The organism is Enterobacter cloacae complex sp. IR5458, assembly GCF_049238025.1.
GTDB lineage: Bacteria > Pseudomonadota > Gammaproteobacteria > Enterobacterales > Enterobacteriaceae > Enterobacter > Enterobacter kobei.
Genome location: NZ_JBMKIF010000003.1, coordinates 199,618 through 212,622, shown reverse-complemented (window position 1 = coordinate 212,622; position 13,005 = coordinate 199,618). Strand labels below are relative to the sequence as shown.

Annotated in this window: 12 protein-coding genes and 1 pseudogene; 9 read left to right on the top strand and 4 right to left on the bottom strand. The window is 54.4% G+C overall.

Features of this window, described 5'->3' with window-relative positions; all coding sequences use genetic code 11:
• Positions 1–77 precede the first annotated feature (77 nt).
• From ACOTYN_RS03870 to ACOTYN_RS03855, 4 genes and pseudogenes are all read right to left on the bottom strand, one after another.
• Positions 78–1,118, bottom strand: coding sequence for an NADP(H)-dependent aldo-keto reductase (locus ACOTYN_RS03870; protein ID WP_332956401.1), 1,041 nt, complete (start codon positions 1,116–1,118; stop codon positions 78–80).
• Between the two features lie 131 nt (positions 1,119–1,249).
• Entirely contained in the window at positions 1,250–1,468 is a 219-nt protein-coding gene (locus tag ACOTYN_RS03865; protein ID WP_014885085.1) for a YgdI/YgdR family lipoprotein, read from the bottom strand.
• Positions 1,469–1,596: 128 nt separating this feature from the next.
• Positions 1,597–2,289, bottom strand: a complete 693-nt coding sequence (gene mutH / locus ACOTYN_RS03860) for a DNA mismatch repair endonuclease MutH (protein WP_332956403.1) — start codon at positions 2,287–2,289, stop codon at positions 1,597–1,599.
• Positions 2,290–2,443: 154 nt separating this feature from the next.
• Positions 2,444–2,509, bottom strand: a pseudogene (locus ACOTYN_RS03855) (hypothetical protein); the annotation flags it as partial.
• Positions 2,510–2,972: 463 nt separating this feature from the next.
• On the opposite strand from ACOTYN_RS03855, the gene rppH reads away from it, so the two are divergent.
• The 9 genes from rppH to recC all read left to right on the top strand — a co-directional run bounded on the left by rppH (position 2,973) and on the right by recC (position 12,926).
• Entirely contained in the window at positions 2,973–3,503 is a 531-nt protein-coding gene (rppH, locus tag ACOTYN_RS03850) for an RNA pyrophosphohydrolase (protein ID WP_013098553.1), read from the top strand.
• A 12-nt stretch (positions 3,504–3,515) separates the two neighbouring features.
• On the top strand, positions 3,516–5,762 hold the full coding sequence (gene ptsP / locus ACOTYN_RS03845) for a phosphoenolpyruvate--protein phosphotransferase (protein ID WP_014885083.1): 2,247 nt from the start codon (positions 3,516–3,518) through the stop codon (positions 5,760–5,762).
• A 194-nt stretch (positions 5,763–5,956) separates the two neighbouring features.
• On the top strand, positions 5,957–6,832 hold the full coding sequence (gene lgt, locus ACOTYN_RS03840; protein WP_014885082.1) for a prolipoprotein diacylglyceryl transferase: 876 nt from the start codon (positions 5,957–5,959) through the stop codon (positions 6,830–6,832).
• Positions 6,833–6,838: 6 nt separating this feature from the next.
• Entirely contained in the window at positions 6,839–7,633 is a 795-nt protein-coding gene (gene thyA, locus ACOTYN_RS03835; RefSeq protein WP_014885081.1) for a thymidylate synthase, read from the top strand.
• A gap of 184 nt (positions 7,634–7,817) precedes the next feature.
• The gene (locus ACOTYN_RS03830; RefSeq protein ID WP_045134120.1) at positions 7,818–8,279 is read left to right on the top strand and encodes a prepilin peptidase-dependent protein; all 462 of its coding nucleotides are present in this window, start codon (positions 7,818–7,820) and stop codon (positions 8,277–8,279) included.
• The gene (locus tag ACOTYN_RS03825) at positions 8,273–8,833 is read left to right on the top strand and encodes a prepilin peptidase-dependent protein (protein ID WP_045269595.1); all 561 of its coding nucleotides are present in this window, start codon (positions 8,273–8,275) and stop codon (positions 8,831–8,833) included. The genes ACOTYN_RS03830 and ACOTYN_RS03825 overlap by 7 nt, the downstream gene beginning before the upstream one ends.
• Positions 8,830–9,231: a DUF2509 family protein gene (locus ACOTYN_RS03820; protein WP_014885078.1), complete on the top strand. Its 402-nt coding sequence runs from the start codon at positions 8,830–8,832 to the stop codon at positions 9,229–9,231. Before ACOTYN_RS03825 ends, ACOTYN_RS03820 begins: the two co-directional genes overlap by 4 nt.
• Positions 9,216–9,539 (top strand): prepilin-type N-terminal cleavage/methylation domain-containing protein, encoded by a 324-nt coding sequence (locus ACOTYN_RS03815; RefSeq protein ID WP_014885077.1) that lies wholly within the window; start codon positions 9,216–9,218, stop codon positions 9,537–9,539. Before ACOTYN_RS03820 ends, ACOTYN_RS03815 begins: the two co-directional genes overlap by 16 nt.
• A gap of 12 nt (positions 9,540–9,551) precedes the next feature.
• Entirely contained in the window at positions 9,552–12,926 is a 3,375-nt protein-coding gene (recC, locus tag ACOTYN_RS03810) for an exodeoxyribonuclease V subunit gamma (protein ID WP_332956409.1), read from the top strand.
• Positions 12,927–13,005 lie beyond the last annotated feature (79 nt).

Sequence of the window (13,005 nt, the reverse complement as noted above, 5' to 3'; positions counted from 1 at the left end):
GCCCTCACCCCGGCCCTCTCCCACGGGAGAGGGTGCGAACACTAAAAACGGCAACGTGCGTTGCCGTTTTGCATTTATTACGGTGCAGGATACGTATAAACCTGATGCACCGCTTCAATCTCCGCTAATACCTCTTCACTCAGGTCCAGATGGAAACTCTCAATATTGGTTTTCAGCTGTTCCAGTGTGGTTGCCCCCAGCAGAGTACTGGCCACAAACGGCTGACGGCGCACGAAGGCCAGCGCCATCTGTGCGGGGTCAAGACCGTGACGCTTTGCGATATCCACATAGGCCGCAACGGCTTTCTGTGTCTGCTCGCCGCTGTAGCGGGTAAAGCGGCTAAAGAGGGTATTACGCGCCCCGGCCGGTTTTGCGCCGTTCAGGTATTTCCCCGCCAGCGTGCCAAAACCGAGGCAGGAATAGGCGAGCAGTTCCACCTCTTCATATTGTGTCACTTCCGCCAGGCCAACTTCGTAGCTGCGGTTAAGCAGGCTGTAGGGGTTTTGAATGGTGACGATGCGCGGCAGATCGTGTTTATCCGCCAGGTGCAGATAGCGCATCACGCCAAAGGCCGTTTCGTTAGACACGCCAATGTAGCGGATTTTCCCCGCGCGCTGGCATTCGGTCAGCGCTTCCAGCGTTTCCAGCAGCGTAACGGCGGGAGCGCTCTCATTCCAGTTGTAGCCAAGCTTACCGAAACAGTTGGTTGGACGCTGTGGCCAGTGGACCTGGTACAGATCAAGATAGTCGGTTTGCAGGCGCTTCAGGCTGGCATCCAGCGCGGCGCGGATATTTTTGCGATCGAGGATTTGGTTTGGGCGGATCCCGGCATCGTTATTGCGCGAGGGGCCGCTGACTTTCGAGGCGATAACCAGCTTTTCACGGTTGCCGCGTTTTGCCAGCCAGTTACCGACGTAGGTTTCGGTAAGTCCCTGGGTTTCAGGGCGTGGCGGCACAGGGTACATCTCTGCGACATCAATCAGGTTAATGCCCTGGCTGACGGCATAATCGAGTTGTGCATGGGCATCGGCTTCGCTGTTTTGTTCACCAAATGTCATCGTGCCCAACCCCAGTTGACTTATCTCCAGAGCGCTGTGGGGGATACGGTGATAATGCATAGCCGGCTTCCTTCAATAGACATGTAGACCGCGTCAGGAACCTCCCGACAAAGGAATATAAACATGGCAGAGGGGAAGCAAAAGGGGAAGAAAAAAATCAAAAAGGCCAGTACGCTACTGACCTCTGACTGTTATCGCTCAATAATTTGCGAAACTTCGTCGCGATTGATCTGCATTTTATTGCCTGCCTGGTCGTGGTAGCTGACCAGACCGGTATCGTCGTCGACTTCGGGTTTGCCGTCGGTCAGGATCATCCGGCCATCTTTTGTCGCCATAACGTAATCGCTGCTACAGCCCGATACAGCAAACGCCAACCCGACTGCTGAAATTAACACCGCCCATTTTTTCATCGTTATCGTCCTCATCTGGCTCGTATCAAATCATAGTGTAGTATTAACCCGTTATGAAAACAGGGAGAAGCAGTAAAATCTTAAAAACCAGGCGATTATGTTTGTTAGCTCGCAAAATAAGTAAAAAACTATGTTTTTAGTAAGAAATGACGAGCAAGCAGTGCGCCGGTGAAATTCTTTTTGAGATAAAAACCGCGCGGCAACGTCAGTATCGGCTCGCCCATTGCGCCGATCGCCTCGGTCAGCGCTTTGCTGTTAGCCGCCTTTGGGCGCAGCTGTAACACTTCTCCGTGTCGGGCGGTGATGCGCTCCACCTGCCCGAGCACGATCATGTCCATCAGCTCTTCCCAGTCCAGACGCAGCTGATGCTCTTCCTCTTCATCCGGGCTCCAGAGCAGCGGCGCGCCAACGCGACGCTCAGCCAGTGGGATCTGACGTTCACCTTCAACCGGAACCCACAGCACGCGCTTCAGCTTATGGCGCACGTGGCTGGTCTCCCACGTCACGCCGGTATTACCGGTCAAAGGCGCAAAGCAGACAAACGTGGTCTCCAGAGGCTTGCCCTGGCTGTCGATGGGAATGGTTTTTAACTCTACGCCAAGGGCGGCAAAATCTTGCTCTGGTTTGCTCCCGGCGCTGGCACCCAGCCACAGTTCCAGCAGCATGCCGATCCAGCCTTTATCTCGTTTCAGATCCTTCGGGATCGGAAGCCCTGCCATCGCCGCCAGTTCGCCCAGCGAGAAACCCGCCAGACGCTGAGCCTGCTGCAGCAACTGACGCTCGCTTGACGGCGGTGTGAGCAAGGGGGTAAGCGGATGCATGAAGGTAACCTTTTGATTAAAAAATAAACGAAGAAATTGTCCCTTGTGGATAGAGTTTAACTTTTTCTGTACCAATATTCCATGTCTATGATTTATAGGTTTTTTTATCTAAAATTTAGCATCAGATCTGAAACGTAAAATGGGTTGTTCAAATCTGGTCACTGACAATAAACAGGATCTTACACCATGTTATCCACAGAAAAGTGGGATAACTGGGCATAACCCTGACTACTGTTTCAATTTACAGCCTTGACGTGCGACGAAAATCCAAATTTCAGACAAATTGTGTTTAACTTATTGGCACAATCTGTGGATAAAACCGACGCTGTTCGATCTTTCATCAGCACGATGATCCCTGATGTGATGATCGTCACGCTATTCTCTTTTTTGTTGATGGTTTCATGCTTAACTATATGAAAATAATAATCTTATATAATTTCATTAAAAAAGGGAGCCTGACGGTGATTCAGGTTGTTCATGGGTAATCAGACACTTCTTCACAACTATATCCACAGAAAAGGTGAATAAAATTCCCTTCGCAGCTGCACTTCTGTTTATAACTCTGCCCTTATTTGTGAGTTATTCAAATGTTATTAGGTTGCAGGCCTGTAAGAGAGTGGTTTACCGCCTCCCTGTAGTGTGAAACAATCATTCATATATAAGGTTTAGATTGGGGTAGTCCGGTGATTGATGACGATGGCTACCGCCCGAACGTAGGAATAGTAATTTGTAATCGTCAGGGCCAGGTCATGTGGGCAAGGCGATATGGTCAGCACTCCTGGCAGTTCCCGCAAGGTGGGATTAATCCGGGAGAGTCCCCAGAACAAGCGATGTACCGGGAGCTTTTTGAAGAGGTCGGTTTAAGCCGTAAAGATGTTCGCATCCTGGCCTCGACCCGCAACTGGTTGCGTTACAAGTTACCGAAACGTTTGGTGCGTTGGGACACAAAGCCGGTTTGTATCGGCCAGAAACAGAAGTGGTTTCTTCTGCAGTTGGTGGGCAACGATTCGGACATCAATATGCAAACCAGCAGTACGCCGGAGTTCGATGGCTGGCGCTGGGTAAGCTATTGGTATCCTGTTCGTCAGGTCGTGTCATTTAAACGCGATGTTTACCGTAGGGTGATGAAAGAGTTTGCAAGTGTGGTTATGCAGCTTCAGGAGATCCCGCCTAAGCCGCAAAGCGCACCTGCCTGGCGACGTAAAAGAGGTTAAGCTACGCAAATCATGCTCACCCGCTTGCGAGAAATAGTCGAGAAGGTGGCCAGTGCTCCGCGTCTGAACGAGGCGTTGAATATTCTGGTTACTGACATCTGTCTTGCGATGGAGACCGAGGTCTGTTCGGTGTATCTGGCCGACCACGATCGGCGCTGCTATTACCTGATGGCGACCCGTGGTTTGAAAAAACCACGGGGACGAACCGTAACGCTCGCATTCGATGAAGGGATTGTCGGTCTGGTTGGACGGCTGGCGGAACCCATCAACCTTGCCGATGCGCAAAAACACCCCAGTTTTAAATACATTCCTTCCGTAAAAGAAGAGCGCTTCCGCGCTTTCCTTGGTGTGCCAATTATCCAGCGTCGTCAGCTGCTCGGCGTTCTGGTCGTCCAGCAGCGTGAGCTGCGTCAGTACGATGAAAGCGAAGAGTCATTCCTCGTTACGCTTGCCACACAGATGGCGGCGATCCTCTCACAGTCTCAGCTTGCTGCGCTTTTTGGTCAGTATCGTCATACGCGTATCCGTGCTCTTCCGGCCTCGCCAGGCGTGGCGATTGCTGAAGGCTGGATGGACGCCACGCTGCCGTTAATGGAGCAGGTGTACGAAGCCTCCACGCTTGATGAAGCGCTGGAGCGCGAGCGTCTTACCGCCGCCCTGGAAGAGGCGGCGAATGAATTTCGTCGCTACAGCAAACGCTTTGCGGCGGGTGCGCAAAAAGAGACGGCGGCTATCTTTGACCTCTATTCGCACCTGCTCTCAGACGCGCGTTTGCGTCGTGAGCTTTTTGCCGAGGTGGATAAAGGTTCGGTAGCAGAATGGGCCGTTAAAAAGGTTATCGAAAAGTTTGCTGAACAGTTTGCAGTATTAACTGACGGTTATCTGAAGGAGCGCGCCGGAGATTTACGCGCGCTGGGCCAACGTCTGCTGTTCCATCTGGATGACACCATTCAAGGGCCAAATGCCTGGCCAAAACGGTTTGTCCTGGTTGCCGATGAACTCTCGGCAACCACGCTGGCTGAACTGCCTCAGGACCGGCTGGCCGGCGTCGTGGTGCGCGATGGTGCCGCCAACTCACATGCCGCCATTATGGTACGTGCGCTGGGTATTCCTACCGTTATGGGGGCGGATATCCAGCCGTCGGTACTGCACCGACGCACGCTGGTGGTTGATGGTTACCGCGGTGAACTGCTGGTCGATCCTGAGCCGGTTCTGCTTCAGGAATATCAGCGTCTCATCAGCGAAGAGAATGAATTAAGCAAGCTGGCGGAAGATGACGTTAACCTGCCTGCGCAACTCAAAAGCGGAGAGCGGATCAAAGTCATGCTCAACGCGGGCTTAAGCCCGGAACACGAGGAGAAGCTTGGCAGCCGCATCGACGGCATCGGTTTATACCGCACTGAAATCCCGTTTATGCTGCAAAGTGGTTTCCCCTCCGAAGAGGAGCAGGTGGCGCAGTATCAGGGCATGTTGCAGATGTTTAACGACAAGCCCGTCACCCTGCGTACCCTGGACGTCGGGGCGGATAAACAGCTGCCGTATATGCCGATCAGCGAAGAGAACCCATGCCTGGGCTGGCGCGGGATCCGTATTACGCTCGATCAGCCGGAGATCTTTCTGATCCAGGTGCGCGCCATGCTGCGTGCCAACGCGGCGACGGGGAATCTCAGCATCTTACTGCCGATGGTGACCAGTATTGATGAGATCGACGAAGCGCGGCGCCTGATTGAACGTGCTGGCCGGGAAGTGGAAGAGATGATTGGCTATGCGATCCCTAAACCACGGATCGGTGTCATGCTCGAAGTGCCGTCGATGGTCTTTATGTTGCCGCAGCTGGCTAACCGCGTTGATTTTATCTCTGTCGGTACGAACGACCTGACGCAATATATTCTGGCCGTCGATCGTAACAACACCCGCGTCGCCAGTATCTACGACAGTCTGCATCCGGCGATCATTCGCGCGTTAGCGATGATTGCCCGTGAGGCGGAGCAGTACGGCATTGATTTACGCCTGTGCGGCGAAATGGCCGGGGATTCAATGTGCGTCGCGATCCTGATTGGTCTGGGGTATCGCCACCTGTCGATGAACGGCCGTGCCGTCGCACGCGTGAAGTATTTGTTGCGACATATCGACATCAATGATGCTCGCGAGCTGGCTGAGCGCAGTCTTGAAGCGCAGCTGTCCGCGGAGGTACGGCACCAGGTGGCGGCGTTTATGGAACGACGCGGTATGGGTGGCCTGATTCGCGGCGGCCGCTAATCCTCTTACTCCCTCTCCCTGTGGTGAGAGGGCACCAGTGCGGATAAAACCCTATACACATCTTTTACATCTCTGGCGCATCCTCCACGCCCGCCTTATGCTATGATTCGCAACTTTGGAGCCTCTGCTTAAGGCAGAATCGCATTTCTACCGCTGTCCACTTTCAGCGGAATAACAACATCTTGTGGTGACAGATGAACAGTGGTTATCTGCATTTTCCGGAATTTGATCCGGTCATTTTCTCAGTAGGACCTGTTTCGCTTCACTGGTACGGTTTGATGTACCTGGTGGGCTTCATTTTTGCCATGTGGCTTGCTGGTCGTCGCGCCAGCCGTCCTGGCAGCGGCTGGACCAAAAACGAAGTGGAAAACCTGCTGTACGCGGGCTTCCTCGGCGTGTTCCTCGGTGGCCGTATTGGGTATGTGCTGTTCTATAACCTCCCGGTATTCCTGAACGATCCCCTCTACCTGTTCCGCGTCTGGGACGGCGGCATGTCCTTCCACGGCGGCCTGATTGGGGTGATCCTGGTGATGGTGATTTTTGCCAAACGCACCAAACGCAACTTCTTCCAGGTATCAGATTTTATCGCACCACTGATCCCATTTGGGCTGGGGGCTGGCCGTCTGGGCAACTTTATCAACGGTGAGCTGTGGGGGCGTGTTGACCCGAGCGTCTCTTTCACCATGCTGTTCCCCGGCTCGCGTGCAGAAGACATGGCGTTGCTGCCGTCGCATCCAGAGTGGCAATCCATTTTCGATACCTACGGCGTGCTGCCGCGTCATATGTCCCAGCTTTATGAGCTGGCGCTGGAAGGCGTCGTGCTGTTCATCATCCTGAACCTGTTTATTCGCAAACCGCGCCCGATGGGGTCTGTCTCCGGCCTGTTCCTGATTGGCTACGGCGCGTTCCGCATCATTGTTGAATTCTTCCGCCAGCCGGATGCACAGTTCACCGGTGAATGGGTACAGTACATCAGCATGGGGCAGATCCTCTCCATTCCGATGATTGTCGCGGGTGCCATTATGATGATTTGGGCGTATCGTCGTCGTCCACAGCAACAACTTTCCTGAGGAACCATGAAACAGTATCTTGAATTGATGAAAAAAGTGCTCGATGAGGGCACGCCGAAAAACGACCGTACCGGCACCGGTACGCTCTCCATTTTTGGCCACCAGATGCGCTTCAATTTACAGGAAGGCTTCCCTCTGGTGACGACCAAGCGCTGCCATCTGCGCTCGATCATTCATGAACTGCTCTGGTTCCTGCAAGGCGATACCAACGTTGCGTATCTGCACGAAAACAACGTCTCCATCTGGGACGAATGGGCAGATGAAAACGGCAACCTGGGCCCGGTTTACGGCAAGCAGTGGCGCGCATGGCCAACGCCTGATGGCCGCCATATTGACCAGATCACCACCGTGATGAACCAGCTGAAAAACGATCCGGACTCGCGCCGAATCATTGTTTCCGCCTGGAACGTGGGCGAGCTGGACAAAATGGCGCTGGCTCCGTGCCACGCGTTCTTCCAGTTCTACGTCGCTGACGGAAAGCTCTCCTGCCAGCTCTACCAGCGTTCCTGTGACGTGTTCCTCGGCCTGCCGTTTAACATTGCCAGCTATGCGCTGTTAGTCCATATGATGGCGCAGCAGTGTGACCTGGAAGTGGGGGATTTTGTCTGGACCGGTGGGGACACCCATCTCTACAGCAACCATATGGAGCAGACCCATCTCCAGCTGACCCGCGAACCGCGCGCGCTGCCGAAGCTCATCATCAAGCGCAAACCGGCGTCAATCTTTGACTACCGCTTCGATGATTTTGAGATTGAGGGCTACGATCCGCACCCTGGCATCAAAGCGCCCGTCGCTATCTGATGCGGTAAAGCGTGACACAACCGGTGCTATTTAGCGCCGGTTTTTTTTCGTCTTTATCCCGTTTCCCGAGGCGTTATCCAGAAAGCGTGCAACGCGCTGCAACTCGCTTAATCCCCTGGATAACGCCTCGTAAAACGTTAATTCGCTGCTCGCCACTTTATCGGCGCATCGCCACACTCCCCGTATGAAAAAAGAGAACGGTTTTACGCTTATCGAAACGCTGGTGGCTGTGTCGCTGGTCGTCATTCTCAGTGCTTCAGGCCTGTACGGCTGGAGCAGTTGGCAGGGGCAGCAGCGGCTGTGGCAAACCGCCAGCCAGGTGCGCGACTACCTGGTGTTTCTGCGCAACCATGCCAACCGGTACAACCGCGAGCACCGCATTACCTTGCAGCAGGTGGGGGAAAGGGCATGCCTGGTGAGTTCTGCCGTAAAAGGCTGTGAGCAGGGCAGCCCCTTTGCACTGATTCCACTCTGGCCAGAAGTCGCGGTCAGCGAGGTAACGCCGTCACTCGGGTTCTATGGATTGAGGGATACGGCATGGGCAGGTCGGATAAGAGTGCAAAGCCGTGCAGGAGCGTGGCTGATTATTGTCTCAGATGGAGGGCGCATCAGGATGTGTCAGGTCTCGCAGGGGGGACAATGTTGAAGCGTCAGCAGGGATTTTCCCTTACTGAAGTTCTGATTGCTACGGCCATCAGCAGCCTGTTATTGATCGGCGCATCGCGCTTTTTACCCGGTTTGCAGCGAGCGGTGTTACTGCAATCCGGCCAGCGAGAACAGGAAGAGGAGGTCTGGCAGAGACTGTTTTCCCTCGGCAAACAGCTCCAGCGGGCAGGCTACTGTGCGGGTAACTGCCCGGGACAAGGGTTGTTAACGGGCAGGCAAGGTAGCTGTGTCATTGTGCGATGGGATGCCAACAGTAACGGCAGCTGGGATAACAGTGCATCAGAAAACGACAGCACCGGTTTTCGTCTGGAGTCGGGTGCACTGGAAACCCTGCGTGGTGCAACCTCGTGTGAAGGCAAAGGATGGGAAAAGCTCACGGATCCGGACAGGCTGGTGATCACGCACTTTATGGTGAGTAAAGTTGAACACGCCAGGTTTGCGCCTGAGTTCACTATCGAACTGGCCGCTATCCGCAAGGGCGAGCAGGGGAAGCCTTATCAGGCGGTGTATACGGTCACGGGGTACAACTTGTGAACCGTCAACGTGGAATGTCTTCCCTTGCGCTGGTTCTGCTTTTACTGGTGCTTGGTACCCTGATCCTCACCGGTCTCAACCAGCAACTCACTACGTTTAGTGCGCTCGTTGGCGGAGAAAGCCGTTCATTTCAGCAGCAGGCCGCGGTGCAATCTGCGCTTGAGTGGGGACGCGTTCAGCGTTGGTCATCGGAGCCTCTGGCGCAGTGCAAACAGGCATCAGCGTGGCGAGTGTGTTTACGGCGGCTGAGTGAGACGCGTGTGCTGCTGATTGCCGGAGGCAATGACCTGCTGCTCTGGCGCTCAGGAGAGATAATCGACGGTAAAATTCACTTTTCACCCCACGGCTGGAGTGATTTTTGTCCCCTTAAGGAGCGCGCGTTATGCCAGCTACCGTAAACAAAGAGAATGGATTTAGCATGGTTGAGGTTCTGCTGGCGATGATGCTGCTGGTGATGATCGTAACCGCACTGGCCGGTTATCACAGGGCACTGGCGGCGCGGTTTACCCTGTTTAACCAGTACCGCCAGCTCTGGCATTATGCCTGGAACCAGGCTCAGCTCTCAACGACTGCGCTGCCCGCAGGCTGGCAGGTGAGTCGGGTGCAGACAACGTACTCAGGATGTGTCAGCATCACGGTTACACTTTTTTCGCCTCTGGGGCGGCGCGGTGAGATAACGCGTCTGCATTGCCCTGTTAGCCAGTAGTCGGGAGCGTCTATGTTAAGGGTCTACCACTCAAATCGTCTGGATGTGCTGGAAGCGCTGATGGAATTTATCGTTGAGCGCGAGCGGCTGGACGACCCTTTTGAGCCTGAAATGGTGCTGGTGCAAAGCACCGGTATGGCGCAGTGGCTGCAAATGTCGCTTTCCCGTAAATTTGGCATTGCCGCGAACATTGATTTTCCGCTGCCGGCGAGCTTTATCTGGGAAATGTTTGTTCGCGTATTGCCAGACATTCCCGAGCAGAGCGCCTTCAATAAGCAGAGCATGAGCTGGAAGCTGATGGCGCTGCTGCCGGAAATGCTGCAGCACGATGAATTCGCCATGCTGCGCCACTATCTCAATGACGATACCGATAAGCGCAAGCTGTTCCAGCTGGCGTCCCGTACCGCCGATCTCTACGACCAATATCTGGTTTACCGTGCTGACTGGTTAATTCGCTGGGAAGCGGGTGAGCGGGTTGAAGGGCTACCGGAGGCGCAAATCTGGCAGGCGCCGCTGTGGAAAGCGCTGGTTGAGCATACGGAGAAACTGGGCCAGCCTAAGTGGCACCGTGCCAATTTGTACGATCGGTTTATCTCGATACTCGAAAATGCGTCGGAGCGCCCGGCCCGTCTGCCGTCACGCGTCTTTATCTGTGGGATATCCGCATTACCCCCTGTCTATCTGAAGGCGCTGAATGCGCTGGGTAAACATATTGATATTCATATTTTGTTTACCAACCCCTGCCGACACTATTGGGGGGATATCCTCGATGAACGCTGGCTTTCGCGGCTGGTAACCCGCCAAAGAAAGCGCCTTTTTGAAGAGCGATCCGTCCCTTTGTTTAAAGACGGCTCCACCGCCGCGCAGCTTTTCGATGAAGACGGTATTCAGAACCTGCCCAATCCGCTGCTTGCCTCATGGGGGAAGCTGGGACGTGATTACATTCACATGCTCTCTGATATCACTTCATCGGGTGAAGGCGATGTGGATGCTTTTGTCGAGATCGCCCCGGATAACCTGCTGCATAACATTCAGCTCGATATTCTTGATCTGGAAAACCGTGCCGTTATGGGCGTGACGGCGAAAGAGTTTGAACGCAGCGACAGCAAGCGTCAGCTGGACGCTGACGATCGTAGTATCACGATCCATGTGTGCCATAGCCCGCAGCGTGAGGTCGAAGTGCTTCACGACCAGTTGCTGGCGATGCTGCAGGACGATCCCGAACTCACGCCGCGTGACATCGTGGTGATGGTGGCAGACATCGATAGCTACAGCCCCTTTATTCAGGCTGTTTTCGGCAGTGCGACAGGGGAGCGATACTTGCCTTACGCTATCTCTGACCGTCGCGCTCGTCAGTCGCATCCCGCCTTGCAGGCCTTTGTTACCCTGCTTTCACTGCCGGATAGCCGCTTCATCTCGGAAGATGTCCTGGCGTTACTGGATGTTCCCGTGCTGGCCGCACGCTTCAACATCAATGAGGAAGGGCTGCGCTACCTTCGCCAGTGGGTGAATGAATCTGGCGTGCGCTGGGGGATTGATGACGACAACGTCCAGGAGTTCGAGCTTCCTCCGACCGGGCAACATACCTGGCGGTTTGGCCTGACGCGTATGCTGCTGGGCTACGCCATGGAAAGCAGCCAGGGCGAGTGGAATGAGGTGCTGCCATACGATGAGTCCAGCGGTTTGATTGCTGAACTGGTGGGGCATTTAGCGTCTCTGCTGATGCAGCTTAACCGCTGGCGTCGTGAGTTAATGCAGCCGCGTCCGCTTGAAGAGTGGCTTCCGGTTTGCAGGGCGTTGCTCAATGATTTCTTCCTGCCAGACAGTGACACCGAAGCGGCGATGGCGCTCATTGAAACGCAGTGGCAGGCTATCGTCGACGAGGGCGTGAATTCCCACTATCACGAGGCGATTCCATTGTCGCTGCTGAGGGACGAATTGACGCAGCGTCTTGACCAGGAGCGAATCAGTCAGCGTTTCCTGGCGGGCCCAATCAATATCTGCACGCTGATGCCAATGCGTTCAATCCCCTTTAAGGTGGTCTGTTTGCTCGGCATGAATGACGGCGTTTATCCTCGCGCCCTGGCGCCGCTGGGGTTCGATTTAATGAGCGCAAATCCAAAGCGGGGTGACCGTAGTCGTCGTGATGATGACCGCTATCTTTTCCTCGAAGCGCTCATCTCTGCCCAGAGTAAGCTCTATATCAGCTATATCGGCCGCTCCATTCAGGATAACAGCGAGCGCTTCCCCTCCGTTCTGGTGCAGGAGTTAGTGGATTATATCGGCCAGAGCCACTATCTGGCGGGTGATGAAGCCCTTAACTGTGATGAAAGCGAACAGCGGGTCAAGGCGCATATCACCTGTGTCCACAGCCGTATGCCGTTTGACCCGATGAACTACGTTGTTAGCGAACAGCAGAGCTATGCCCGCGAGTGGCTACCGGCGGCGAAAAAGGAGGGGAGAGCACATACGGATTTCATTCAGACACTTGACCCGCTGCCCATTAACACCCTGACTTTTGAACAGCTTCAACGCTTTTGGGCGCATCCTGTTCGCGCTTTCTTCCAGCAGCGATTGCAGGTCAACTTCCGTTCTGAAGAGAGCGAAATTCCGGATGCAGAGCCTTTTACGCTGGAAGGGCTGGAGCGCTATCAGTTAAATCTGCAACTGCTGAATGCACTGGTTGACGAGGAGGATGCTGACAAGCTTTATCGCCGCTATCGTGCGGCAGGGCAACTGCCTTATGGCGCGTTTGGGGAGATCGTCTGGGAGGCGCAATGCCTGGAGATGAACGCTCTGGCGGAGCGCGTAAGGGAGCACCGTCAGCCCGGACAAAGTCTCGAAATCGATCTTAGCTGCAATGGCATCCAGCTCACCGGCTGGCTCACTCAGGTTCAGCCTGATGGGCTGCTGCGCTGGCGGCCTTCACTTCTCAGCGTTTCACAGGGATTGCAACTCTGGCTGGAACATCTTGTCTACAGTGCGTTAGGCCATAAAGGCGAAAGCCGGATCTTCGTGCGCAAAGAGGGCGAGTGGCGCTTTCCGCCAATGGAGGCAGAGCAGGCGTTTCGCTACCTCTCTTTGTACATTGAAGGCTATCTCCAGGGAATGAACAAACCCCTGCTGTTGTTGCCTGAAAGTGGTGGTGCGTGGATAAAAGCCTGTTACGACGCACAGAATGATGCGATGTTAACGGATGAGGCTTCTCTGCAGAAAGCGCGCAGTAAATTTATGCAGGCCTATGAAGGGAACATGATGGTGCGCGGCGAGGGGGAAGATGTCTGGTACCAGCGCTTATGGCGCACGCTCGAACCAGAGTACTTTGAGGCTATCACGGAAGAGGCAAAGCGCTACCTGTTACCGTTGTTTAAATTTAATCAGTCCTGAGCGCTGTATAAAAATTGCGCAGTATGGGGTGTTCATTTATGATGCACTTCTTATCACGGACTGATGTACCCCCAATAAA

What these genes read in the sequence shown, in the direction of transcription:
- ACOTYN_RS03870 (WP_332956401.1), bottom strand. Translation starts at nt 1,118, where the DNA reads ATGCATTATCACCGTATCCCCCACAGCGCTCTGGAGATAAGTCAACTG.
- ACOTYN_RS03865 (WP_014885085.1), bottom strand. Translation starts at nt 1,468, where the DNA reads ATGAAAAAATGGGCGGTGTTAATTTCAGCAGTCGGGTTGGCGTTTGCT.
- mutH (WP_332956403.1), bottom strand. Translation starts at nt 2,289, where the DNA reads ATGCATCCGCTTACCCCCTTGCTCACACCGCCGTCAAGCGAGCGTCAG.
- ptsP (WP_014885083.1), top strand. Translation starts at nt 3,516, where the DNA reads ATGCTCACCCGCTTGCGAGAAATAGTCGAGAAGGTGGCCAGTGCTCCG.
- lgt (WP_014885082.1), top strand. Translation starts at nt 5,957, where the DNA reads ATGAACAGTGGTTATCTGCATTTTCCGGAATTTGATCCGGTCATTTTC.
- thyA (WP_014885081.1), top strand. Translation starts at nt 6,839, where the DNA reads ATGAAACAGTATCTTGAATTGATGAAAAAAGTGCTCGATGAGGGCACG.
- ACOTYN_RS03830 (WP_045134120.1), top strand. Translation starts at nt 7,818, where the DNA reads ATGAAAAAAGAGAACGGTTTTACGCTTATCGAAACGCTGGTGGCTGTG.
- ACOTYN_RS03825 (WP_045269595.1), top strand. Translation starts at nt 8,273, where the DNA reads ATGTTGAAGCGTCAGCAGGGATTTTCCCTTACTGAAGTTCTGATTGCT.
- ACOTYN_RS03815 (WP_014885077.1), top strand. Translation starts at nt 9,216, where the DNA reads ATGCCAGCTACCGTAAACAAAGAGAATGGATTTAGCATGGTTGAGGTT.
- recC (WP_332956409.1), top strand. Translation starts at nt 9,552, where the DNA reads ATGTTAAGGGTCTACCACTCAAATCGTCTGGATGTGCTGGAAGCGCTG.